This is a genomic window from Cellulosimicrobium sp. BMG9.23, assembly GCF_059159985.1.
Map to the genome: position 1 here is coordinate 12,621 of NZ_JBZGBZ010000016.1, position 24,288 is coordinate 36,908.

Consider the following 24,288-nt stretch of genomic DNA (forward strand, 5'->3'; position numbering starts at 1 on the left):
CCCGTGTGTCAGGCGGTGCCGGTCGCGGACTACTCCGCGCCGGCCTGCAGCTCGCCCGTCGGGGGCAGGTCGCGCACCGAGACGCCGGTCGGGGCGTCGAGCGCGGCGGCCGCACCCACGCTCACCGGGCCGCGGTCGTGCTCGCCCTTGGAGACGCCCTCGAAGGTGAACTCCCCGAGCAGGCCCTCGCCCTCGGCGTCGACCAGGACGATCTCGCCGGCCTTGAGCTCGCCGAACAGGATCTTCTCGGACAGGACGTCCTCGATGTCGCGCTGGATCGCGCGGCGCAGCGGACGGGCGCCCAGGACCGGGTCGTAGCCCTTCTCGGCCAGCAGGCGCTTCGCGGCCGGGGTGAGCTCGATGCCCATGTCCTTGTCCCGCAGACGACCGTCGAGACGGGCGATCATGAGGTCGACGATCTGGATGATCTCGTCCTGCGAGAGCTGCGGGAAGACCACCACGTCGTCGACGCGGTTGAGGAACTCGGGCCGGAAGTGCTGCTTGAGCTCGTCGTTGACCTTGGCCTTCATGCGCTCGTACGACGTCACCAGGTCGCCGCCGGCGTTGAAGCCGGTCTGGACGCCCTTGGCGATGTCCCGCGTGCCGAGGTTCGTGGTCATGATGATGACGGTGTTCTTGAAGTCCACGACGCGGCCCTGCGAGTCGGTCAGGCGACCGTCCTCGAGGATCTGCAGGAGCGAGTTGAAGATGTCCGCGTGGGCCTTCTCCACCTCGTCGAACAGGACGACCGAGAACGGCTTGCGCCGCACCTTCTCGGTGAGCTGGCCGCCCTCGTCGTACCCGACGTAGCCGGGAGGCGAGCCGAACAGCCGCGAGACCGTGTGCTTCTCGGAGAACTCCGACATGTCGAGCTGGATGAGCGCGTCCTCGTCCCCGAAGAGGAACTCGGCGAGCGCCTTGGCCAGCTCGGTCTTCCCGACGCCCGTGGGGCCGGCGAAGATGAACGACCCACCGGGGCGCTTCGGGTCCTTGAGGCCCGCACGCGTGCGGCGGATGGCCTGCGACAGCGCCTTGATCGCGGCCTCCTGGCCGACGACGCGCTTGTGCAGCTCGCCCTCCATGTGGAGCAGCCTGCTGGACTCCTCCTCGGTGAGCTTGAAGACGGGGATGCCCGTGGACATGGCCAGGACCTCGGCGATCAGCTCCTCGTCGACCTCCGCGACCGTGTCGAGGTCGCCCGACTTCCAGGCCTTCTCCTTGTCGGCGCGCTTCGCGGTGAGCTGCTTCTCCGTGTCGCGCAGGCCCGCGGCCTTTTCGAAGTCCTGCGCGTCGATCGCGGACTCCTTGTCGCGCCGCGCCTCGGCGATCTCCTCGTCGAGCTCCTTGAGCTCCGGCGGGGCCGTCATGCGGCGGATGCGCAGGCGAGCGCCCGCCTCGTCGATGAGGTCGATCGCCTTGTCGGGCAGGAAGCGGTCGTTGATGTAGCGGTCGGCGAGCGTGGCCGCGGAGACGAGCGCGGAGTCCGTGATGGACACGCGGTGGTGCGCCTCGTAGCGGTCGCGCAGACCCTTGAGGATCTCGATCGCGTGCGTGAGCGACGGCTCGGCGACCTGGATCGGCTGGAAGCGGCGCTCCAGGGCCGGGTCCTTCTCGACGTGCTTGCGGTACTCGTCGAGCGTCGTCGCGCCGATGGTCTGCAGCTCTCCGCGCGCGAGCATCGGCTTGAGGATGCTCGCGGCGTCGATCGCGCCCTCGGCAGCACCGGCACCGACGAGCGTGTGGATCTCGTCGATGAACAGGATGATGTCGCCGCGCGTGCGGATCTCCTTGAGCACCTTCTTCAGGCGCTCCTCGAAGTCGCCGCGGTAGCGCGAGCCGGCCACGAGGGCGCCCAGGTCCAGCGTGTAGAGCTGCTTGTCCTTGAGCGTCTCCGGGACGTCGCCACGGACGATGTCCTGCGCGAGGCCCTCGACGACGGCGGTCTTGCCGACGCCGGGCTCGCCGATGAGGACGGGGTTGTTCTTGGTGCGGCGGCTCAGCACCTGCATGACGCGCTCGATCTCGAGCGCGCGGCCGATGACCGGGTCGAGCTTGCCCTCGCGCGCGGCCTGGGTGAGGTTGCGCCCGAACTGGTCGAGCACCGCGGACCCCGACGGCTGGCCCTCGGTGGGACCGCCGGCGGCGACGGGCTCCTTGCCCTGGTAGCCCGACAGCAGCTGGATGACCTGCTGGCGCACCTTGTTGAGGTCGGCCCCCATCTTGGTGAGCACCTGGGCGGCGACGCCCTCGCCCTCGCGGATGAGCCCGAGCAGGATGTGCTCGGTGCCGATGTAGTTGTGGCCGAGCTGCAGCGCCTCGCGCAGCGACAGCTCCAGCACCTTCTTGGCACGCGGCGTGAACGGGATGTGCCCGCTCGGGGCCTGCTGGCCCTCGCCGATGATCTCGGTCACCTGGGTGCGGACGCCGTCCAGGGAGATCCCGAGGGACTCCAAGGCCTTGGCCGCGACGCCCTCGCCCTCGTGGATGAGGCCGAGGAGGATGTGCTCGGTGCCGATGTAGTTGTGGTTGAGCATCCGCGCCTCTTCTTGGGCGAGGACGACGACCCGACGGGCTCGGTCTGTGAATCTCTCGAACATGTGCTGCTCCTCACGAGCGGCCTACACCTGCGCACCGACGTCCCTGGCCTCCAGGAATCGCCGAGTACAGCCTGACCGCATTGACTCTATGCGTTCCGAACGAGGCACACCCCCTCCGTATGCCGTTGTTCGCCAGGGGCGTGATTGAGGGGTCACGCCGTGACCTGCGGCCGCTTCTTCCCGAGGTCTGGCGGGTCCGCTCGGCCCCGAGCAGGGACGACACGCACCCCGGGCGTTGACCCGGCCTCTCCGCAGCGGCAGGCTCGGGGTGCGACCCCCGCACCGGCAGAAGGGTGGGCGATCATGACGCACGGACCGGACCAGCAGCCCGACGACCCGGCCGCGCGCCGCGAGCACGGCGCCGTCGGGCGCCCCGACGGGACGCCGGCGACCTGGGAGCAGGTGGTCGACCGGTTCCACGGCATCGTCGCCGAGGTCGCTGACCCGCTGACCTGGGGCCTCGACCTCGACGAGGAGACCATCACCGGCGTCGGCGACGGCACCCACGACCTCACGGACGAGCGGTTCCTGCGCTCCTACGTCTCGTTCTCCGGGGAGACGCTCGACGTCGAGACGCTGCGCGTCGTCGCCGCCGACGACGACCAGTCCGCGGAGATCCTTCGGACGGCGCTGAGCAGCGCGCTCGCCGCGCCCCTGCACGCGGACTCCGCGGACGACGACTTCCTCGACTCCTACCAGGAGTACCGCGCGGCGATGCGCGCGATCGTCGAGGAGGTCGAGGCCGCCCCGCTCTCCCGCGCGCCGTTCGTCGTCGACGGCGCCGGGGTCACCGCCCTGCACGCGCGGGTCCGCGACAGCGCCGCGGTGTACGTCGTGGTCGAGGACCGGGCGGTCGTGATCGCCGGGCCGGGGGACCTGCTGGAACAGGTCGACGTCGTGACCGCGCCGCTGCGCGCGATCCTCCACGGCGAGGACCACGGAGAGCTCTGACGGGATACGGGAACACGGAGGTGGCGCGGTGCGCGGGGTGATCGTCGGTGTGGACGGGTCCGAGGGGTCGGACGAGGCGCTCGACTGGGCCCTGCGCGAGGCCGCCTCGCGCGGGACGCGCCTCACGGCCGTGCTCGCGTGGGACCCGGGGCGGCACGCCGGCCGCGAGGACACGGGCGACGACGACGAGCGGGGCGCTCGTCGTCGTGACGCGGTCACCGGCTGGGTCGAGGCGGCGCGCGAGCGCACGGGGCTCGGCACGCAGGACGTCGAGGTCGTCGCCACGGAGGTCCGCGGCACCGCCGCCACGTCCCTGCTCGCGCTCGCGGAGGGCGAGGCGACGCGGGCGGGCGAGGTCGAGGGCCAGGGCCAGATCGGCGACGACGACGGCGGCCCTGCGGACCTGCTCGTCGTGGGACGCTGCGGCCGTGGCCGGGTCAGCCGCATGGTGCTCGGCTCGGTGCCGTCGGCGATCCTGCAGCACGCGACGGTGCCGGTCACGGTCGTCCGGGGCACCGTGAACCGGTCGGGGCCGGTCGTCGTCGGGGTGGACGGCTCGGCCACGTCCGTGCACGCGCTGCGGCACGCGGCCGACGTCGCGCGCCGAACCGGCGCGACGCTCGAGGCCCTGTTCTGCTGGCAGATCGTCACGCTCGCCCCGCTGCCCGACTCGTGGGGGTGGGCGCCGCCCATCGACGACTACGAGGCCTTCGCCGCCGCGACGCTCGGCACCGCGCTCGAGACGGCGGGCATCGACCTGCCCGACGACCGCGTGGTCCGCACGGTCCGGCACGTGCAGGCCGCGAAGGGCGTCATCGAGGCGTCGTCGCACGCGTCCCGTCTCGTGCTCGGCAACCGCGGCGTGGGCGGTTTCGACCGCCTCCTCCTCGGCTCGGTGAGCCGGCACGCCACGGAGTACGCGCACTGCCCCGTCACCGTCGTGCGCCCGCCCGACGCGACGCACCCGTCAGGCACCACGGAACCCTGAACCCGGCCGGGGGTACGTTCGTCGGGCGCGGGTCGGTCATGTCGAGGGCGGCGCGTCTCCCTCGCCCGCCATCGCGTACGCGCCGCCCTCGAGCCGCTCGATCAGACCCTGGGTCCACCGGATTGCAGCGTCGGCGGTGTGCGCCCACAGGCGCACGGCCTCGGCGTGGTGCTGCCAGTCCGCGTCAGGTTCTTGCTCGTACACGCCCACCACCCGGGCACGCCGTCGCTCGAACGCCTCCACCCGCATCCGGAGCAGCTCGACGGCGCGAGACCTCGGAAGCTCGGTGATGAAACCGACACCGGCGATGGTCTCGGCGATCGAGCCGTCGTCGGAGCGGAGCGCGTCCTCGAGCAGCTCGCGGAACACCGTGTGCCCGGCTTCGGTCACGACGTACTCGGTGCGAGCCGGACCTGCGGACGGCGACGCCTCAACCTCGACGAGGTGGCCGTCGTCGCGCAGGCGCCGCAGGCCGTGATAGATCGATCCCGGTTGGATGCTCGCCCACAGGTGCACCCCCCACGACTCGAGGTCGCGCCGCACCTGATAGCCGTGCGCCCTGCCCCGCTCGCGAACCGCTCCCAGGATGAGCAGTCGTGTCGCCGTCATACGTCCTCCTGTTCCGCCCCACCCGAGTTTCTCATCAAATTTGACCAGCAGCGTCGCTGCGTCGATGATTAGACAAACTTGAGTAGCGCCGGGGCGCCGACCGGGCACCCGCGAACCCTGGGAGGCCAGATGCATCTCGTCGTGGCAGGCGCGTCAGGAGCGACGGGCACGCTGTTGGTCCAGCAGGCGCTCGACGCCGGGCACCGGGTGACCGCCCTGGTGCGCGACGAGTCCCGGTACGCATGCCCGGACGAGGCCCAGGTCCAGGCGGCCGATGTCGTGACCGGTCGGGGACTCGATCTGCCCGACGACACCGACGCCGTCGTGTCCGTCCTCGGGAAGCGGTCGTACCAGGACCCCACGCGTGTGTGCGCCGACGGCGTCGCCAACCTCCTCGCGGCGATGGACCGCCGCGGCGTACGGAGGATCGTGGCGGTGTCCGCCTCGCCGGTGCTCCGCTCTGGAGCCGGCGAGCCGTGGTGGTTCCGCAAGACGGTCCGGCCGTACGTGCGCCGGTCCGGCCCGCTCGTCTACGCCGACCTCGAGGCGATGGAAGACGTGTTGCGCGGGACCCGCGACGAGGTCGACTGGACGATCCTGCGGCCGGGCTACCTCGTCGACAGGCCGGCCGCCGGTTACCGGCTCGTCCCCGAGCGAAACTCCATCGCCACCGTCCGTCGCGCGGACCTCGCGGCGGCGTTGCTCGCCGTCGCGACGAGCCCGGAGACACGCGGGACCGCCTACGGTCTCGCGAGCCTGCCGAGCCGCGGGCGACCGGCTCGCCGCCACGCGGAGGGGCGAGCATGAACCGCACGACCACCGACCGCCGCCTCCGCGTCGGATTCGTCGCGGACGGCGTCTTCAAGATCGTCACGGCAGCCGGCGTCACCGCGCTGCTCCCGATGCTCACCGACCGTCTCGGCGTCTCCTCGTGGCTCGTGCTGGTGACCGCCGCGGCCCTCGTCGTGTGCGGGGCGTGCGAGGTCGCGTTCGCGGTGAGGAGCTCCGACGTCCGACCGCGCATCACGTACCTCGTGGCCTACGACACCGGCTGGCTCGTCGCCACAGCCCTGGCCGTCGTGCTCGCGAGGGGCGGTTCCGAGGTCGGCGGCGGGGTGTGGTTCGGCTACCAGGCCCTCGGGTCCGCGGCACTCGCCGCGGTCTTCGCACGCGCAGGCACGTCACGCGACGCCGACGTCGGGCTCGAGTGAGCCGTCGATCCCGTGCTCGACGAATATCGTGGGGCCGACATCGCTGGGCGCCCGCCATCCCGGCCGCCATTCACCCTGACAGGGCCCGACCGATGAAGACGCCCCTGAGCTGGATCGCTGAACGGGTCCAGCTCGGACCCACCAACCTGACGATCGCGGCCGGCACGGCTCTGGTGGCCAGTGTGATGATCGTCGTCACCGGCTCGATCGTCCGCGTCACCGGGTCGGGTCTCGGCTGCGACACCTGGCCGAACTGCACCGCCGAGGACGCCCGCCGGCCGGAGGCTACGGGCCCGAGGGTCCGGCGGCTCGCGGGCGTCCTGCTGATCGCCACGGCTGCGCTCGTGTTCCTGGGGGCGTTGGTGACCGGGACCGGGCCTCACGCCGGCGACTCAGCGGACGTCCCGCGCAGGCCGTTCAACTGGACCGTCGTCACCGTCCTGCGTGGCGCCGTTCGGGTCCTGCTCGATGCACGCGGCGACGTCGAGCACCGATCCGCCACGCACCCCCACCGCTTCGAGGCTCTGCGACACCCACCTGGGCGATGACGTCGTGAGCACCTGCGACATCACACCGGCCGGGTACACCGAACTGCTCGAACTCCTCAACGACCGGGTCCGTACCAGCCAGGTCCGCGCCACCCGGGCCCCAAGCACCGAACTGCTGCGCCAGTACTGGCGGCCGTAGAGTTCGTCGGTGCGGCCCCGACGTGTCCCACGGCAATCGGCCAACGGCCTGCGTCGCGCGCACCCTCGCCATCAGCTCGGCCAACAGCTCGGCGTACCCGACCGGCTCCAGCTCGCTCCCCGACGACACCGTGAGCGACGTCCTGTCGCACCCCGCCCACGGGCCGCTGTCCAGCCTGGGGACAAAGCCTCGACGGTGTGAGTACCTCGGGCGTGGACGAACAGAAGACCGAGGTCAGGTACGAGAGCCGGTCGGCCTCGGCAGGCCCCGGAACGCGAACACGAGGACGCGCACGCCGAGCACCGTCCCGACGAAGCCGAGCGCCGCCCCGAGCACCGGGAAGAGCGCGACGCCGCCGCCGAGCTGCGGGCCGCCGTCGGCCACGAGCAGCACGACCGCCGCCACGACCGCGGCCGCGGCGACCACGGTCGACACGACCTGCTGCACGAGACCCGCGAGGAAGGCCCGGTCCTCGGCGTGCGCGAACGTCCGCACCGAGACCGTGAGCCGCCCGTTCTCGACGTCGCTCGTGATCTTCGCGAGGCGCCGCGGGAGCCGTTCGAGCTCGGGCGCGAGACCGAGGAAGAGGCTGGTCGCACGGTTGCGCAGCCCCTCCGTCGTCACGACCCGCCGCACGAGCGGCTGCGCCGTCTCCCGCGCGGAGGCGACGAGGTCGAACGTCGGGTCGAGGAGGCGGAGCGTGCCCTCGAGCGACGTGAACGTGCGGAACGCGGCGGCGACCTGCGGCGGGACGGCGAGCCCGGCGTCGGTGACGAGACGGAAGAGCGCGGTAAACATCGCCCCGCCGGCCCCGGCGCCGCGGAACCGGACGATCACCTGCCCGACGGCGCGCTCCAGGCGCCGCACGTCGAGGTCGGCGGGCGCGTCGAGCAGCTCGAGGAGGGCGTCGGTCGCGGCGACGGCGTCGTCGGCGTCGACGGCGAGCAGCACCGCCGCGAGCGCGAGGCGCTCGGGCTCGCCGAGCCGCCCGACGGAGCCCATGTCGAGCAGGCCGAGACCGCCCGACGCCATGACGAGGACGTTGCCCGGGTGCAGGTCGGCGTGGAACGTCCCGGCCACCAGCACCTGCTCGAGCGTCGCGCCGAGGAGCCGGGTCGCGAGCGCGGACCGCGTCGCGCCGTCCAGGCCCGCAAGGAGGTCACCGGCTCGCCCGACCGGCGTGCCGTCGAGGTGCTCGAGCACGAGGAGGGTCGGTCCGGAGAGCTCGAGCACGACGTCGGGCACGATCACGGCCGGCTCTCCCGACCCGCCGTCGCGCCCGCCCTGTCCCGCGCCCTCCCCCTGGCCCGCGCCGGCGACCACGCCCGCCCGCACCCCGAGCGCGGCACGGAGCGCGAGCGTGTTCTCCGCCTCGGTCGTGTAGTCGAGCTCCTCGCGCAGCGACGCCGCGAAGCCGTCGGCGAGCGCCACGACGCCGAGCGAGCGGCCCCACGCGGTGTCGCGCTCGATGCGTCGCGCGAGGCGGCCGAGGATCGCGAGGTCGACCTCGACCTGCTCGCGCGCCCCCGGACGCTGGACCTTCACGACGACCGCCCTGCCGTCGGGGAGCCGCGCCGCGTGCACCTGGCCCACCGACGCCGAGGCGAGCGGCTCGGCCGAGAACGCGGCGAAGACCTCGTCGACCGGACGGCCGAGCGAGCCGACGAGCGCGGCCTCGACGTCGGGCCAGGGTGCCGGGGGGACGTCGCTCTGCAGGGTCGCGAGCGTGTCGGCGATCGTCGGGGTCAGCAGGTCGCGGCGCGTCGAGAGCACCTGGCCGAACTTCACGAAGGTCACGCCCGCGTCGCTCAGGGTGTCGCGGAGCCCGGTCGCGAGCCGTCGCTCGTCGGTGCGCGACAGCCGCGACCCGTCAGGCTGCCGGGCGCCGCGGCTCAGCGCGCCACCGAGGCCGTGCCGCACCCCAATCGCGAGGATCTGCGCGTAGCGCCGGGTCTCGCGCCGCCCCTGCCGCAGCCCGCGCCACGCACGCCACGGCGTCGGGACCGTGCCCGTCGGCACGAGGAGCTCGAGGACGAGGAGCACGCACAGGCCCAGCACGAACGCCCACGCGAAGGTGAGGACGACGGCCGCGAGGGCCACGAACGGCTGGACGGTGAGCCGACCGTCCGGCGCCGCCCAGCCGGCGGTGCGCAGGCCGTACGTGAGGGCCGACGACGCCCCGGTCAGCGAGAGGAGGGACACCACCCCGGCGCGCACCCACCCGACGGGGGCGCCCATGACGCGCCGCGACGTCGCGGCGAGCAGCGCGAGCATGACACCGGTCGCGAGGAGACCGAAGAGCGCGGTGAGGAATCCCGAGACCACCTGCATGACGCCCACTCTTCCCGACGGGCGCCCGCGCGGCGTCGCGCGCCACGCGGCAGGATGAGAAACCCCGACCCCCGGAGACCTCCATGACGAACGTCGACCTCCTCACCGACGCCCACCTCACGGGCGCCCGATCCGCGGAGAACGGCCGCAGCGCCGAGCTCGTGCTGCACGACGGCCCGCTGCGGCAGACGATCATCGCGCTGGTCGCGGGCGTCGAGCTGGGCGAGCACAACTCGCCGCCCGCCGCGTCGATCCAGGTGCTCCGCGGGAAGGTCCGCGTCACCGCCCTGGGCGAGGGCGACACCGAGCTCGGCGCCGGCGAGCTGCGCGTCCTGACGCACGAGCGGCACGCCGTGTCCGCGCTCGAGGACAGCGCGTTCCTGCTCACGACCGTGACGGGCGTCCCCACCGCGTAGCTCCAGCGGCCGGTCGGGCCCCTGCGGCCCGTCGGCTCTCGGCGGCCCGTCGGGTCTCGGCGGCCGGTCGGGTCTCGGCGGCCGGTCGGGTTCGGCGGCCCGTCCCGCGTCAGCGCTCGTCCGGCGTCAGCGGCGCACGGCCCATGCGGCGAGGGCGACGGCCACGACGTCCTCGGCCACGGCACCCGGCCAGTCGGGGCGCTTCCCGACGGCGAGCCCGCGCCACGCGGCACCACCCCACGTCCCCGCGGCCGCACCGAGGGCGCCCGCGACGGCCGCGACGACGACGGGCGCGCCGCTCCCGCCGCGGACCCGCGCGAGCCGCGCACCGCCGAGCGCGCCGCTCGCCATCCGGAACGCCGGTCCCGGTGGGGCGAGGCGGCTCGGGGCGCTCGGCAGCTTGTCGCCGACGACCTCACCCGCCACGGCGAGCACGGCCGCACCGCGGGCGACCGGACCGCTGCCCGACGCGCCGTCGGGACGTACGGCGAGCACCGGCCCCGCGACGCCGAGCGACGAGCGCGACCCTGCGGCTATCCCCAGCGCGAGGCTCCGGACGACGAGCGACGGTCCCGACGGTCCCGACGGTCCCGGCGGCCCGTGGTGCGTGCGTGCCATGCTTCGTCCTCCTCGCTCGGTGCCCTCCGCCCGACCGTAACCGGGACGAACCTCACCCGCGCCCTGGCAGCCGCCGGCGTCGTGGCCCCGGTAGCCTGTGCCCGTGGCCGGACCGACCCTCAGCGAGGTGGCGCGAGCGGCGGGCGTCTCGCTCGCCACCGCCTCCCGCGCGATCAACGGCAGCGCGAACCGCACGGTGGGCGCGGACCTGCGCGAGCGCGTGCTCGCGACGGCCGCCCGGATGGGCTACACGCCCGACCCGAGCGCGCAGGCGATGGCGCGCGGACGCACGACGACCGTGGGGCTCGTGGTCCACGACATCGCCGACCCGTACTTCTCGTCCCTCGCCGCGGGCGTCACCGACGCCGCCGACCGCGAGGGCCTCCTGGTCACGCTCACGAGCACGCAGCACAGCCCCGCGCGCGAGCTCGCGTTCGTCGAGCTCATGGACCGGCAGCGCGCGCGGGCCCTGGTCCTGGGCGGCGGGCGGCTGTCGTCGTCCGACGACCCGGCGTCCGGCGAATCCGGCGCGACCCCCGGTGCGCTGCGCGACGCCCTCGTCCGGTACCGCGAGAGCGGTGGCCGCGTCGCGCTCGTCGGGCAGGCACTGGGTGACCTCCCGGCGGTCGAGATCGCGAACCGTCAGGGCGCGGCCGACCTCGCGACGGCGCTGCACGGCCTGGGCTATCGCTCCTTCGGCGTGCTCGCCGGCCCCGTGGGGCACCGCACGGCGGTCGATCGAGCCACGGGGTTCACGGAGGCGCTGTCCGCGCTCGGCGCGCCCGTCGACGACGCTGCGGTGGTGCCGTGCGAGTTCACGCGCGACGGCGGCTTCGCGGGCATGCGGGAGCTGGTCGCGCGCACGGGTCCTGGCGGTCCCCCGCGGGCCGTGTTCGCGGTCAACGACGTCATGGCCGTCGGCGCGATGGCCGCGGCTCGTGATGCGGGCCTGGCCGTCCCGCGCGACGTCGCGGTCGCCGGTTTCGACGACATCGTCACCCTGCGCGACGTCGTCCCCGGCCTCACGACCGTCCGCATCCCCCTCGTCGAGGTCGGGCAGGTGGCCCTGCGTCTCGCTCTCGAACTGCCGGTGGGGCTGGACCTGCCCGGCGTCGTGCACGAGGTCTCGCCGCGCCGCGTCGAGGTGCGGGGCACCGTGGTCCTGCGCGAGTCCACGCCCGCCCTCTGACCTTCCACCCGGCTGCGCTCGCGCGCGGATCGGGTGACGCCCGTGGTTGACGTTGGAAAGCGCATTCCCTATGCTGGAACCACCACGCTTCTCGCGTCGACCTCGCCGTCGCGCGACTGACAGGACGGAGTCGTCCCGATGACCACCACCCGCACCCTGCGCATCGCCATGAACGGCGTGACCGGCCGGATGGGCTACCGCCAGCACCTCGTGCGCTCGATCCTGCCGATCCGCGAGCAGGGCGGTGTCGAGCTCCCCGACGGCACGCGGCTGCAGGTCGAGCCGATCCTCGTCGGCCGCAACGAGTCGAAGATCCGCGAGCTCGCCGCCCAGCACGACGTCGAGCACTGGACCACCGACCTCGACGGCGCGATCGCGGACCCGACGGTCGACGTCGTGTTCGACGCCTCGATGACCGCGCTGCGGGCCAAGACCCTCACCAAAGCGATGCAGGCGGGTAAGCACGTCTACACCGAGAAGCCGACGGCGGAGACGCTCGCCGAGGCGGTCGAGCTCGCGCGGCTGCGCGAGGAGACCGGCGTGACCGCGGGCGTCGTGCACGACAAGCTCTACCTGCCGGGCCTCGTCAAGCTGCGTCGCCTCGTCGACGAGGGCTTCTTCGGGCGCATCCTGTCGCTGCGCGGCGAGTTCGGCTACTGGGTGTTCGAGGGCGACCACCAGGCCGCGCAGCGCCCGTCGTGGAACTACCGCACGGAGGACGGCGGTGGCATGACCACCGACATGTTCTGCCACTGGAACTACGTCCTCGAGGGCATCCTCGGCTCGGTGCGCACGGTCACCGCGCAGACCACGACCCACATCCCGACCCGCTGGGACGAGCAGGGCCAGGAGTACACGGCGACGGCCGACGACGCCGCCTACGGAATCTTCGAGATCGAGACCCCGGGCGGCGACCCGGTCGTCGCGCAGATCAACTCGTCGTGGGCGGTGCGCGTGTACCGCGACGAGCTCGTCGAGTTCCAGGTCGACGGCACGCACGGCTCCGCGGTCGCGGGTCTGCGCAAGTGCGTCGCGCAGCAGCGCGCCCACACGCCCAAGCCCGTGTGGAACCCGGACCTGCCCGTCACCGAGCCGTTCCGCGACCAGTGGCTCGAGGTGCCCGCGAACGCCGACCTCGACAACGGCTTCAAGCTGCAGTGGGAGGAGTTCCTGCTCGACGTCCACGCCGGCCGCCCGCACCGCTTCGACCTGCTCTCCGCAGCCCGCGGCGTGCAGCTCGCGGAGCTCGGCCTGCGTTCGTCCGCCGAGGGCCGGCGCCTCGACGTCCCCGAGATCACCCTGTGAGCGCCGCGACCCTCGCGGTCCCCGGCGCGCGCGAGCTGCGCGACCGGGACGGGTCGGGCGCCGTCGTGCACCTGCCCCGGTTCGCCGACGACGGGCGGGTCGCGGGAACCGAGGTGCGCGAGCTCCTCGTGCCGGGCCCGTGGTCCCGGCCGACCGCCCCGATCACGTCGCGCGTCGCCTTCGCGGCGGCGCACGTCGTGCCGCAGGTCGGCGCCGAGAACGTGCCCGGCGGGCCGGCCCTCGTCGACTGGGACACGACGCTCGCCTTCCGGCACCGCATCTGGGAGCACGGTCTCGGCGTCGCGGACGCGATGGACACGGCCCAGCGCGGCATGGGCCTCGACTGGGCCGCGACCCAGGAGCTCGTGCGCCGCTCGGCCGCCGAGGCGCGCTCGGTCGGCGCCCGGATCGCGTGCGGCGCGGGCACGGACCAGCTCGACGCCGCCGTCGTCGCCGGCTGGACGCCGGGCGACCCGGCGGCGCTCGACGCCGTCGTCGACGCCTACCGCGAGCAGGTCCGCGTCGTGCAGGACGCCGGCGCCCAGGTCGTCGTCATGGCGTCGCGTGCCCTCGCGCACGTCGCGCGCTCGCCCGAGGACTACGCCCGCGTCTACGACGCCGTGATCGCCGATTCGGACCGGCCCGTGATCCTCCACTGGCTCGGGACGATGTTCGACCCGGAGCTCGAGGGCTACTGGGGCGCCGCCGGGATCGACGACGCGACCGACGTGTTCGTCGACCTGGTCCGCGCCCACCAGGGGCGGATCGACGGGGTCAAGGTGTCGCTGCTCGACGCCGACCACGAGAAGGACCTCCGCGCGCGCCTGGCGAGCCTCGACCCGGGCACCGGGCCGGACGCACCCGGGCCCGTGCGCCTGTACACGGGCGACGACTTCAACTACCCCGATCTCGTCGTCGGCGACGGGAAGCGGCACTCGGACGCGCTGCTCGGCGTCTTCGCGGCCATCTACCCGGCGGCGTCGACGGCGCTCCAGGCGCTCGACGCCGGTCACCCCGACCGCGCGCACGCCGTCCTCGCGGCGACGGAGGCGCTCGGGCGGCACCTGTTCACCGCGCCGACGTACCACTACAAGACCGGCATCGCGTTCCTCGCGTGGCTCAACGGCGTGCAGCCGGGCTTCCAGATGGTCGGAGGCCTGCAGTCGGGCCGGTCTGTCGCGCACCTCGTCGCGCTCCTCCGCCTCGCGGACCGGGCCGGGCTGCTGCTCGACCCGGAGCTCGCCGCGCGGCGCACGCGTGTCTTCCTCGAGACGAACGGGGTGACCCGATGACCGGCCCCACCCCGACGAGCGCGGCCGGCCGGGCGCCGTCGGGCACCGGTACCGCCGACCTGTCGCGCTGCGCGCTCAACACCGCGACCGTCAAGCGCGCGACGCTCGAGGAGGCCGTGACCCTCGCCGCCGAGGCGGGGTACGGAGCCGTCGGGCTGTGGCGCGACCGCGTCCAGGAGATCGGCGCGGACCGGGCGGCGCGCGTCGTCGCGGACGCCGGCCTGCGGGTCTCGTCGCTGTGCCGGGGCGGGTTCCTCACCGCGTCCGACGACGCCGGCATCGCCGCCGCGCTCGACGACAACCGGCGCGCCATCGAGGAGGCCGCGACGATCGGGACGAGCGAGCTCGTGTTCGTCGTCGGCGGCCTGCCCGCCAACGGCACCCCGGGCCAGGGCCCGCGTCCCGACGCCGGACCCGGGGACCGCGACGTCGTCGCCGCGCGCGCCCGGGTCGCGGACCGGATCGCCGACCTGGTCCCGTTCGCGACCGAGCACGGCGTGCGGATCGTCCTCGAGGCGCTGCACCCGATCTTCGCCGCCGACCGCGCCGTGCTCTCCACGCTCGGCCAGGCGCTCGACCTCGCGGCGCCGTTCGACGCCGCGGCCGTGGGTGTCGTCGTGGACACCTACCACGTGTGGTGGGACCCGGCCCTGCGCGAGAGCATCGCGCGCGCCGGGGCCGAGGGGCGCGTCGCGGGATACCAGGTGTGCGACTGGATCCTGCCGCTCGCCCCCGACCCGCTGCTGTCGCGCGGGTACGTCGGGGACGGGTACGTCGACTTCCCGACGATCACGCGGTGGGTCGCCGAGACGGGGTACTCCGGCGACGTCGAGACCGAGATCTTCCACCAGGAGATCTGGGACGCCGACCCGCGCGAGGTCGTCGCGACCGTCGCGGAGCGCTACGCGCGCCACGTGCTGCCGCACCTGTAGACCTCCCCTCCCCTCGCCGCTCCGCGGCACCTCGAGACCGGCAGTCCGGCCCGAGATCGGCACCCCTCCCTGCCGATCTCGGACCGGGCTGCCGGTCTCGTGCGTCACGGCCCTCTTGACGAATGCCGCACACGGGTGCACTATCGGAGGTGGATACCCCCTAGGGGTATAGACGAGTCTGGAGGAACGGTGGAAGAGCACGAGGACCGGCACGAGGCGCACGGCGGCGGCCGGACCGCCGCGCCCGTGCACGAGCACGGCAGCGACCACGCCCACCACGGCGGGCACGACGGGCCCGACGACCACGGGCACGACGTCTCGGGTCAGCAGACGCCCGGGCACGACGCGTCCGGTCACGACGGTCACAGCGGGCACGGCGGGCACGGCGGGCACGGCGATCATGTGGCGCAGTTCCGCCGCCTGTTCTGGGTCATGCTCGCGCTCGCGGTCCCGACCGTCGCGCTGAGCCCCATGTTCGCGATGCTCCTGGGCTACGACCTGCCCGACGCCGCGTGGGTGTCGTGGGTCTCCCCCGTGCTCGGGTCCGTCATCTTCCTGTGGGGCGGGCGCCCGTTCCTCACCGGCGCCGTGAGCGAGCTGCGCGACCGCGCGCCCGGGATGATGACGCTCATCTCGCTCGCGATCACCGTCGCGTTCGCGTCGTCGCTCGGCGCGTCCCTCGGGCTGCTCGCGCACGAGCTGGACGTGTGGTGGGAGCTCGCGCTGCTCGTCGTCATCATGCTGCTGGGGCACTGGATCGAGATGCGCTCGCTCGCCCAGACGGCCTCCGCGCTCGACTCCCTCGCGGCGCTCCTGCCCGACGAGGCGGAGCGCGTCGCCGACGACGGGTCCGTCACCACTGTCGCACCGACCGACCTCGGCGTGGGCGACCTCGTGATCGTCCGGCCAGGCAGCCGGGTCCCCGCCGACGGCGAGGTGGCGGACGGCAGCGCCGACGTCGACGAGTCGATGATCACCGGCGAGTCGCGCCCGGTGCGCCGGACGGTCGGCGACCCGGTCGTCGCCGGCACCGTCGCGACCGACGACGCGCTGCGCGTGCGGATCACGGCGGTCGGGGACGACACGGCGCTCGCGGGCATCCAGCGCCTGGTCGCCGACGCGCAGTCCTCCTCGACGAAGACGCAGCGCCTCGCCGACCGAGCCGCCGGGTGGCTGTTCTGGTACGCGCTCGGCGCCGCGGCACTCACCGTCGCCCTGTGGCTCGTCTTCGGCACCCCGGAGCAGGCGCTGATCCGCGCCATCACCGTGCTGGTCATCGCGTGCCCCCACGCGCTGGGCCTCGCGATCCCCCTCGTCGTGTCGATCTCGACGGAGCGCGCCGCCAAGGCCGGTGTCCTCGTCAAGGACCGCCTCGCGCTCGAGCGGATGCGCACCGTCGACACGGTGCTCTTCGACAAGACCGGCACGCTCACGGCGGGCGAGCCCGTCGTCACGCACCTCGCTACGGCAGGGGGCCACACCGAGGACGAGCTCCTCGCGCTCGCGGCCTCGGCCGAGGCGGACAGCCAGCACCCCCTCGCGCGGGCGATCGTCATCGCGGCGGAGGAGCACGGCGTCGACGTCCCCCGCGCGTCCGGCTTCCGGTCGATCACCGCGGTCGGGGTCGAGGCGACGGTCCCCGGGCCCGACGGAGGCCGACGGATCGCCGTCGGTGGCCCCGCGCTCCTGCGCGAGCACGGCCTCGAGCCGCTGCCCGACGCCGCGGCGTGGGAGCGCGACGGCGCGACCGTCCTGCACGTGGTCGTCACGGACGGAACACCGGCCGAGGTAGTACCGGAGTCCGCCGACGTAGTACCGGGGTCCGCCGAGGTAGTACCGCAGTCCGCGGAGGTAGTACCGAGGTCCGGCCGGGTCGTGGGTGCGCTCGCCCTGGCGGACGCGGTCCGGCCGGAGTCGCGCGAGGCGGTCGACGCGCTGCACCGACGTGGCGTCCGCGTCGTCATGATCACGGGCGACGCCGAGCCGGTCGCCCGGGCCGTGGCCCGCGAGCTCGGCATCGACCAGGTCTTCGCGGGCGTGCGCCCCGAGGACAAGGACGCGAAGGTCGCCGAGCTGCAGCACGAGGGCCGCGTCGTCGCGATGGTCGGCGACGGCGTGAACGACGCCCCGGCGCTGGCCCAGGCGGACGTCGGCATCGCGATCGGCGCCGGGACGGACGTCGCGATCGCGTCCGCGGGGGTGATCCTCGCGAGCTCCGACCCGCGTGCGGTGCTGTCGGTCATCGAGCTGTCCCACGCGTCGTACCGCAAGATGCAGCAGAACCTGTGGTGGGCGGCCGGGTACAACATCGCGGCCGTCCCGCTCGCGGCCGGGGTGCTCGCGCCGGTCGGGTTCGTCCTGCCGATGGCCGTCGGCGCGATCCTCATGTCCGTCTCGACCGTCGTCGTCGCCGCCAACGCGCAGCTGCTGCGCCGCGTCGACCTCGACCCGGCCCGCCTCGCCGCCCGCTGACCTCCCGCCGAACACGGGGTCGGCCACCGGATCCCGAGGATTCCGGTGGCCAACCCCGTTCTGGACGGTGGCCAGACCCGTGTTCGGCGCCCAGTCTGCGCCCGCGGGAGACTGGTGCCGTGACCATTCCGCCCGCTTCGACCGACACCCCCTTTCCCGTGGCCGGCGTGCTGCTCACGCCGGGTGCAGGGGCGAGTCGCGACCACCACTCCCTCGTCGCGATCGAGGAGGCACTCGCCGCGCTGCCCACGCCGGTCCCCGTGCGTCGCGTGGACTTCCCCTACCGCCTCGCGGGCCGCCGGATGCCCGACAGGCCGCCGGTCGCCGTCGGGCACGTGCGCGCGGAGGCTGAGGCGTTCGCGCAGGAGCTGGGCACCACGACCGACCGGATCGTGCTCGGCGGCAGGTCCTACGGAGGGCGCATGTGCTCGATGGCCGTGGCCGAAGGGCTGCCGGCGGCCGGGCTCGTGCTCGTGAGCTACCCCCTCCACCCGCCTGGCAAGCCGGAGCGCCTGCGCATCGAGCATCTCCCCGACCTGCGCGTCCCGACACTGGTCGTCTCGGGCCGGACGGACCCCTTCGCGACGCCGGACGAGCTGACTGAGCACCTCGCGGTGATCCCCGGCCCCGTGACGCGCGTGGAGCTTCCCGGCGCGCACGACCTGCGGAACCAGGACGGCGCGGTGTGCGAGGCGATCGTCGGATGGCTGAGCGGTCTGGACGGCCCGAGCACCTGATCGCACCGAGGGCCGTCCGCCTGCGCACCGCCGTTCAGGGTGACCGTCGCGGCTGCGTACGATGTGGCGCGACCGTCTTGCCTGACCCGGAGGTGCCCATGCGCGCCGCAGCCCGAGCTGCCGCGACCGTCCCGCTGACGGCCCTCGTGCTCGCCGGAGCCGCAGGGCTCGCGGCGCCCGCCCTGGCCGCGGACCGTGACAGCGGCGGTGAGCTCAGCGTCACGACCGACGGCGTCTCGTTCGACGCCTCGCGCCTCCCCGACGAGCGGGGCTGGCTCAGCTACGCAGTGACCGCGCCGGACGGGTCCCGCACGCGGCTGCTCGGGAACGGGTACTCCACGAAGGACGTCGCGGACGGCCATCTCGAGCTCGACATCCCCGAGCGCGGTCACTACCGGGACGGGTGGTGCGTCACCTGGGTGCATCTCACCGGCCTCCACGACCAGTTCGCCGGCTGGGCCGGCGACTCCCCGGTGTGCACGACGACGCCCACCGCGGCCCCGACGCCGACGTCCACCCCCACTGCCCAGCCCACCGCGGACCCGGCGCCGCCGCCCGCGGTCGACGCCGCGCCGTCGGCGCCCGACGCCGCACCCGCGCCACCGGTCGAGCCGGTCACCGCCGAGCCGGAGCCCGCGACCGCCACGCCCATCGAGGCGCCGACCGAGACGCCCGTCGAAACGCCGACGCAGAGCCCGTCCCCGAGCGCCGAGACGACGACCGACCGGCCCGAGCCCTCGCGGACACCGCTCGTGACCGCGGGCGAGCGCAGCGCGCCTCCGCCGCCCGGGAGCACGTTCCCGACCCTCGTCGTGGCGGGTGTCGGCGGACTCGTCGCGGCCGCGGCCGGTGGGGCGATCCTCCTGCTGCGCCGGGCAGGCTAACCGGCGCCGTGTCAGGGTGTCGCCATGACGTGGACAGCGCGCTTCGTGGGCGGCGACCTCGACGGCCAGGTCTCGACGCTCGACGACGACTCCCTCGACTGGTCCGGCCACTTCGTCCACGACCCGGCCGAGGGAACGACGACGCACATCCTCACCCAGTCCGATGCGCCGCAGCACGCCCAGCGGTACGAGCGCCGTCCGGCGCCGGACGGGGAGACGGACTACGTCTTCGTGCTCGTTCCCTGACGACCGGCGCGCTCGCCGGCTCCGCCGGACGGGCGGAGCGCGTGCCGGGGTGACGACGTAAGGCATCGACAGACCTGGTCGGCAGCGTGTCACCCGCTCTCACGTACGCCAGGAGCACCCACTGAGGAACGACGAAGGCCCGGAACCGTGAGGTTCCGGGCCTTCTGCCTGAGCCGCCTATCAGAATCGAACTGATGACCTATTCTCATCGGCTCGAAACGCGCGACCTGCACAAATACCCAGGAATGGCGAAACGACGCCGACTTGACTTCCACCGTGCTCCTATGCCTTCCAGTGCCCCATGCATGAAAGTAGCCCCCAAAGTGACACTTTGGGGCGCGTGTCACTTCCACCGCCTCGGGACCATACCACCGTCCGTCAGTCGGGAAAATCGTCACGCGTTCCTGCGCGGCTGCACGGTAGGGACATGACGATCCACCTGCTCGGCCAACTCGCTGCACAGTTCTTCGCGCAGCACGTGCGCCTTGGGCTCCACGATGCCTTGGCCGCAGCGGTGACCTCGTCGAAGGATCGGGGAGACATGGTGACCTCTCGAGTAGGGGGGCAGTTGATTATGTGCCTACCGCTCGTTCGTGCCCTTCACGCCGAGCCGCGTTGGCGCCCACACCGCCGAACGTCGCCGCATAGATGCAGGTATGAATTCCCCCGAGGACGCCCATGACGAACGCCTCATCAGCCAGAATTATGGGCCGCCGAGGTGATGGCGGCGTGAGCACCCTCGCCGAGCGGAAGGCCGCCGCCCGTTACCGCGCCGAGACCCTGCTGGCCCTGCACGACGGCGTCTTCGAGCATGCCACCGAGGTCGTCGCGATGGGCGCGTCCGATCCGCTGGTCCTCGGCCTCACTCTGCGCGACGTGCTCACCTCGCAGTCGGACCGGACCATAGCGCGTGAGGACGGCACGACGTCGACGCGTGCCGCGTGCTCCCCGGCCAAGGCCCGCCGCCTCACCAACCGCATCATCGACCTGTCCCGCGTGCCCAACGTGCAGGAGGCGACGGTCGTACACGACAAGGTCACGGTGCGCTGGCTGCTGGACGCCCGCCGGCCCTCGCGCTGGCGTGCCTGGTGCGACGTCATCCTCGACGGTGCCCGCCCGCAGGCTCCCTGGCTCGGTTACCCGTGGACCCCTGCCCCGGTGGACTGGGAGGTGATCCCCACGCCCGTACGCATCGCCAAGCCGCAGGCCGTCCCTGGTGGCGCAGCACTGGTCGAGCTGACCGCCTGCCCCACCCCGCTGCGCGGCACCGGCCTCGGCGCCGGGGAGCGATGGGATCCCATCTGGACGGGGTGGTGGAGCCGTGAGGGCGGCACGCGCCGGACGTCCTCGGGCATCTGGAGCTCCCGCGCGTCGCACGAGCGCCAGGTGCGCCAGTGCGAGATCAAGGCCCGCAAGAACCTCCCGAGCCGGGAAGCCGCGATCGAGTCGATGTTGGTGCCGCAGCGCCGGCCGGCCTACCTCGCCGCGCTCGGCGCCCTGCTCTCCTACCGCGTCCTGACGCAGGAGATGCTCGCTGCGATCACCGGCGTCCCCGAGCTCGCGGCGGTCGAGTCCGCGATGGTCGAGACGTTGTGGGCGTCCGGGGTCGTGGACCGCGGCACGGCGAAGGTCGGCACGGCGGTACGCCACGGGCTCCGGGGCGAGCTGCTGCGCCCCTCGCGCGACGGCGAAGACTTCGACCGGCTCCTCGCCCCCCGACTCACGTACCCCGAGCTGCTGCACGTCACCGGTGGTGCCCCGTGGAGCGCCGGCCCCGTCGGTGACCGGCACGGCCTCATCGGCGCCCACGTCGCCCTGCTCGCCGCCGAGCTCTCCATGAACGTCGCCGCGGTCCTCGGTGAAGCGCACACCTCGACGGAGGCCGTCCTGTCCCGGGGACGCGAGATCGCGGACCTCGGCAATGCGACCGCCGCCGCGGGGGACGCCGTCATCGTGCGCGCCGACGGTGTGCGCATCGTGCTGGAGACGACGTGCACGACGTCGGGCGAGACCGCCAAGAAGGTCGAGCGCTGGGCCAGGGCGCTGGGCAAGGTCACGTGGGACGAGTGCCCCGTCGTGGTGGTGTGGCTGATCGCCGCGCACCCGCGTCAGCGCGGCCAGGTCGTGCGGTCCATCCGTACGGAGATCGAGCGGTGGTCGAAGAAGGTCAAGGAGGCGCACGGCTCGATCCTGTCCATCAGCGACCGCATGCCGTGGGTCGTGCTCGACGACCCCGAGCACGGGTGGCTCCCCGAGTACGGCAAGGTCTCCGGTCGCTTCCGCCAGCTCACCGCCGAGGTGGTGCCCTACCTCAAGCAGCACGACGCCGAGGGGCGCCGCTTCGTCGAGCTGCTCAACCCCGCCGAAGGCGAGCCCGGCGATGAGCGCTACCCGACACCCGGCTTCCACGCCGCGACCCGGGGCATCGAGTCTCTGCCCTACTCGCTGCCCGACGACATCGACGACCGCCGCGAGTTCTGGCCCGAGCACGCGCCCGAGCCGCTCGCCGTGGTGCGCAACGCCCGGCACCTCGCGACCTGCCCGTGGTGGCTCAAGATCGGCCCCGACGGCGAGCAGCTCACCGGCCCGGTTGACCTCTCCCGGCCCGTGCTGGACGCGGCCGCGGCCGCCGGTGTGCAGGGCATCCCGGCGACGGAGCTCACCATCGGACGGGCCAGCGAAGGTGTCGGCCTTGGGCGGTACCAGACGCCGCCGCTACAGCTCAAGGCGCAGCGCGCAGCGGAGCGTGCTCGCGTCCAGGAAGCGGCGTAGTGCCGTTGCTGACGCACGCAGTAACAGGCTGTTGCGCAGCACCTATAGAGGCTCTAAACGGCTATACAGGAGGCCGCCCCCGGCTCGGCACATGGGCTGCCCCGGGGCGTCGCGCGCCGCTAATCAACCCCGATCCCAGACCCTGGACATCACAGGGTCACACTGTGGAGTGTCAACGTGGGTTGACGTGCAGCGACGCAGGGGGATCATCGACCAAGTGGGACCGGCTCTTTGTAGGTGGGGAGTTGTGGAGTGTGGCTGACAGGTACGTGGTGGTCGGGTTCTTCGCCGAAGCGGATCGCTACGCTCCACTAGACGGCGCTCCGGACTTCGTCCGAACACACGCCGCGCATGGCCACCAACACCATGGCACAGCTGCCGGCAGCAGACACCAGGTCCCCGGACACGTCACGGCCACCAAGCACCCCCAGCACGCGCCAGGGACCTGCGGCTCCCAACGACCCCCGCAACGAACAACGCAGCGACAGGCACGCACCGCCGTCCCCCCGCTTGCTCAGGCCGCCTCGCCTCCCGATGGTCGTCTCACCGTCCCTCGCTATGCTCCCCCCGGCTCCTCAACCCGACACACCGCGCCGGGCCGAGACGACCACGCTCGTCAGCCGCTCACCGCGACGGCCAACACCACAGGCTCGGGCACCAGCTCAACCGCCGCCGGTGCACCCAACCGAGGCTCCTTCAGCCGCCGCCAGCCGTCCGCCACCGCAGCCACGACACCGCGGGGCCTAGCGGCCGGCGCCCTCACCGCCCGCGCGAACGCGGCCGGGGGTTGCCCGCGGCGCGGCTCGGGGATCGGCCGGGGCCGGGCGGCGCGGATCGCGGGGCGGCTCGCCTCACGGCGAGCGTCGTCACGAAGAGCCCCGGCCGGAATGTTCCCGGGGTGGGGCTTCGTCCGCTGGTGCGTGGCCGGGGCTGCGCGAGAAGTTAGCGCTGCTCGTCTTCTTCCGGAGGTTCGGGTTCGATGATTCCCAGCGGCTCCACGGTCAGCCGTTGGTTCGGGTCGCGTCCCGGGTCGTCGTCCCGGAAGACGCGGAAGGGCGTGCCGTCCACGCCCCGGATGCGTGCCGGCATGTCTTCGGCCGTGCCGGACTGCAGGGCGTCGAGCACCGCTTGCGGATCGTCGTACTGCGCCTGCGGGTGGAAGACCTTGGCACGGATGGGCAGCTTGTGACCCTGGACCAGGTAGTGCACCTCCGTCTCGACCACCACCATCATCGCTTCGGAGCGAAGCCAGTCCTCAAGAGGGGCGCCGGTCGTGCCGTTGAGCACCACGTCCAAGTTCTGGAAGTCGCGCTCGGAGACGACCTTGCCGTCCACAATCAGTCGGGCCTTGCGGATCTCTTCGCGCTCGGCCCAAGTGAGCTCGTTGGGCAATCGGAGGGGGACGGAGAAATGCCGGGACAGCACCGCGAGGTCCTCGATCAGTTGCCGCGTGTACCCGTCCGGGCTCAGGCCTCGGAACGCCGCGTCGGGCACGTGGAAACCGAACTGCCGCTTCCCGTCAGCCCAGAGCTCAAGCCTCAAGTCCGTGCCGGGGGCGAACCTGTCCATGAACTGCATGGCTTCTGCCACGTCCGCGATGCGGTGACCCTCTAGCTTGGAGGTGATCACCGCCGACCCCTTCTCCTCGGCGTCCTGCATCACGAACTCAAAGTTGAGACCGCACAAGAGCTCGACCCACAGCTTCCTTCCACCTCTTCCGCGGCTTCCCCGGGACCGGCCGTCCAGGCTTTGCAGGGTGGCACCGGAGGCCGTGACCGCCCGCAGCTCGATATCAGCGTCCCTGGACATGTTGACGGGCCCGAAGCCGATCTCGGCGACTTCGGTGACATCCTGGGCGAACCACTGCGGGCCTTCCAGCTTCACCGACACCAGGGCGTCCGCGCTGATGCGCAGACCAGTCCCTCCGTACTTGTGCAGCTCTTCCAACCTCGCCCTGGCTTCCTCGCCAGCGAGGTTGGCCTTGAACAGGGGCGTAACGGTCAGCGGCTCCTTCTCGTGCGCGTCCGGGCGCTTCGCGACAAGGCGCTGAG

Annotated in this window: 20 protein-coding genes; 15 read left to right on the forward strand and 5 right to left on the reverse strand. The window is 73.1% G+C overall.

Features of this window, described 5'->3' with window-relative positions; genetic code table 11:
• Positions 1-29 precede the first annotated feature (29 nt).
• Complete coding sequence (locus AC4H2G_RS21225) at positions 30-2,597, reverse strand: ATP-dependent Clp protease ATP-binding subunit (protein WP_494367728.1); 2,568 nt, start codon at positions 2,595-2,597, stop codon at positions 30-32.
• Between the two features lie 303 nt (positions 2,598-2,900).
• On the opposite strand from AC4H2G_RS21225, the gene AC4H2G_RS21230 reads away from it, so the two are divergent.
• Positions 2,901-3,548, forward strand: a complete 648-nt coding sequence (locus AC4H2G_RS21230; protein WP_494367729.1) for a hypothetical protein — start codon at positions 2,901-2,903, stop codon at positions 3,546-3,548.
• A 28-nt stretch (positions 3,549-3,576) separates the two neighbouring features.
• On the forward strand, positions 3,577-4,536 hold the full coding sequence (locus AC4H2G_RS21235; RefSeq protein WP_494367730.1) for a universal stress protein: 960 nt from the start codon (positions 3,577-3,579) through the stop codon (positions 4,534-4,536).
• A gap of 36 nt (positions 4,537-4,572) precedes the next feature.
• Here the strand turns inward: AC4H2G_RS21235 and AC4H2G_RS21240 are convergent, their stop codons facing one another.
• Positions 4,573-5,145 carry a PadR family transcriptional regulator gene (locus AC4H2G_RS21240; protein WP_494367731.1) on the reverse strand — a complete coding sequence of 191 codons (573 nt, stop codon included), beginning with the start codon at positions 5,143-5,145 and terminating at the stop codon, positions 4,573-4,575.
• 129 nt (positions 5,146-5,274) lie between these two features.
• Between AC4H2G_RS21240 and AC4H2G_RS21245 the strand changes: the two genes are divergently transcribed.
• The 3 genes from AC4H2G_RS21245 (at position 5,275) to AC4H2G_RS21255 (ending at position 6,904) form a co-directional block, all read left to right on the forward strand.
• Complete coding sequence (locus tag AC4H2G_RS21245; RefSeq protein WP_494367732.1) at positions 5,275-5,952, forward strand: NAD(P)-dependent oxidoreductase; 678 nt, start codon at positions 5,275-5,277, stop codon at positions 5,950-5,952.
• Positions 5,949-6,356 carry a hypothetical protein gene (locus AC4H2G_RS21250; protein WP_494367733.1) on the forward strand — a complete coding sequence of 136 codons (408 nt, stop codon included), beginning with the start codon at positions 5,949-5,951 and terminating at the stop codon, positions 6,354-6,356. Before AC4H2G_RS21245 ends, AC4H2G_RS21250 begins: the two co-directional genes overlap by 4 nt.
• A 92-nt stretch (positions 6,357-6,448) precedes the next feature.
• Positions 6,449-6,904 carry a hypothetical protein gene (locus AC4H2G_RS21255; RefSeq protein ID WP_494367734.1) on the forward strand — a complete coding sequence of 152 codons (456 nt, stop codon included), beginning with the start codon at positions 6,449-6,451 and terminating at the stop codon, positions 6,902-6,904.
• Between the two features lie 373 nt (positions 6,905-7,277).
• Here AC4H2G_RS21255 and AC4H2G_RS21260 read toward each other — a convergent pair whose 3' ends face one another.
• Entirely contained in the window at positions 7,278-9,374 is a 2,097-nt protein-coding gene (locus AC4H2G_RS21260; protein WP_494367735.1) for an ABC1 kinase family protein, read from the reverse strand.
• 83 nt (positions 9,375-9,457) lie between these two features.
• Between AC4H2G_RS21260 and AC4H2G_RS21265 the strand changes: the two genes are divergently transcribed.
• Positions 9,458-9,790, forward strand: coding sequence for a cupin domain-containing protein (locus AC4H2G_RS21265; protein WP_435738493.1), 333 nt, complete (start codon positions 9,458-9,460; stop codon positions 9,788-9,790).
• 126 nt (positions 9,791-9,916) lie between these two features.
• Here the strand turns inward: AC4H2G_RS21265 and AC4H2G_RS21270 are convergent, their stop codons facing one another.
• On the reverse strand, positions 9,917-10,408 hold the full coding sequence (locus tag AC4H2G_RS21270) for a hypothetical protein (protein WP_494367736.1): 492 nt from the start codon (positions 10,406-10,408) through the stop codon (positions 9,917-9,919).
• Between the two features lie 103 nt (positions 10,409-10,511).
• Between AC4H2G_RS21270 and AC4H2G_RS21275 the strand changes: the two genes are divergently transcribed.
• The 9 genes from AC4H2G_RS21275 to AC4H2G_RS21315 all read left to right on the forward strand — a co-directional run bounded on the left by AC4H2G_RS21275 (position 10,512) and on the right by AC4H2G_RS21315 (position 22,237).
• On the forward strand, positions 10,512-11,597 hold the full coding sequence (locus tag AC4H2G_RS21275; protein ID WP_494367737.1) for a LacI family DNA-binding transcriptional regulator: 1,086 nt from the start codon (positions 10,512-10,514) through the stop codon (positions 11,595-11,597).
• A gap of 138 nt (positions 11,598-11,735) precedes the next feature.
• Positions 11,736-12,902: a Gfo/Idh/MocA family protein gene (locus tag AC4H2G_RS21280; RefSeq protein ID WP_494367738.1), complete on the forward strand. Its 1,167-nt coding sequence runs from the start codon at positions 11,736-11,738 to the stop codon at positions 12,900-12,902.
• A gap of 71 nt (positions 12,903-12,973) precedes the next feature.
• A complete protein-coding gene (locus tag AC4H2G_RS21285; RefSeq protein ID WP_494367746.1) occupies positions 12,974-14,194 on the forward strand; it encodes a dihydrodipicolinate synthase family protein in 1,221 nt (406 codons plus the stop codon).
• A complete protein-coding gene (locus tag AC4H2G_RS21290) occupies positions 14,191-15,126 on the forward strand; it encodes a sugar phosphate isomerase/epimerase family protein (protein WP_494367739.1) in 936 nt (311 codons plus the stop codon). Before AC4H2G_RS21285 ends, AC4H2G_RS21290 begins: the two co-directional genes overlap by 4 nt.
• 189 nt (positions 15,127-15,315) lie before the next feature.
• Positions 15,316-17,598 carry a heavy metal translocating P-type ATPase gene (locus AC4H2G_RS21295; RefSeq protein WP_494367740.1) on the forward strand — a complete coding sequence of 761 codons (2,283 nt, stop codon included), beginning with the start codon at positions 15,316-15,318 and terminating at the stop codon, positions 17,596-17,598.
• Positions 17,599-17,717: 119 nt separating this feature from the next.
• The gene (locus AC4H2G_RS21300) at positions 17,718-18,335 is read left to right on the forward strand and encodes an alpha/beta hydrolase family protein (RefSeq protein ID WP_494367741.1); all 618 of its coding nucleotides are present in this window, start codon (positions 17,718-17,720) and stop codon (positions 18,333-18,335) included.
• 98 nt (positions 18,336-18,433) lie between these two features.
• Positions 18,434-19,219 carry a hypothetical protein gene (locus AC4H2G_RS21305; protein ID WP_494367742.1) on the forward strand — a complete coding sequence of 262 codons (786 nt, stop codon included), beginning with the start codon at positions 18,434-18,436 and terminating at the stop codon, positions 19,217-19,219.
• 24 nt (positions 19,220-19,243) lie between these two features.
• A complete protein-coding gene (locus AC4H2G_RS21310) occupies positions 19,244-19,465 on the forward strand; it encodes a hypothetical protein (RefSeq protein ID WP_494367743.1) in 222 nt (73 codons plus the stop codon).
• 729 nt (positions 19,466-20,194) lie between these two features.
• Complete coding sequence (locus AC4H2G_RS21315; RefSeq protein WP_494367744.1) at positions 20,195-22,237, forward strand: hypothetical protein; 2,043 nt, start codon at positions 20,195-20,197, stop codon at positions 22,235-22,237.
• A 942-nt stretch (positions 22,238-23,179) separates the two neighbouring features.
• Here the strand turns inward: AC4H2G_RS21315 and AC4H2G_RS21320 are convergent.
• Positions 23,180-24,288 (reverse strand): hypothetical protein (locus AC4H2G_RS21320; RefSeq protein WP_494367745.1); only part of this gene is annotated, 1,109 nt, incomplete at its 5' end.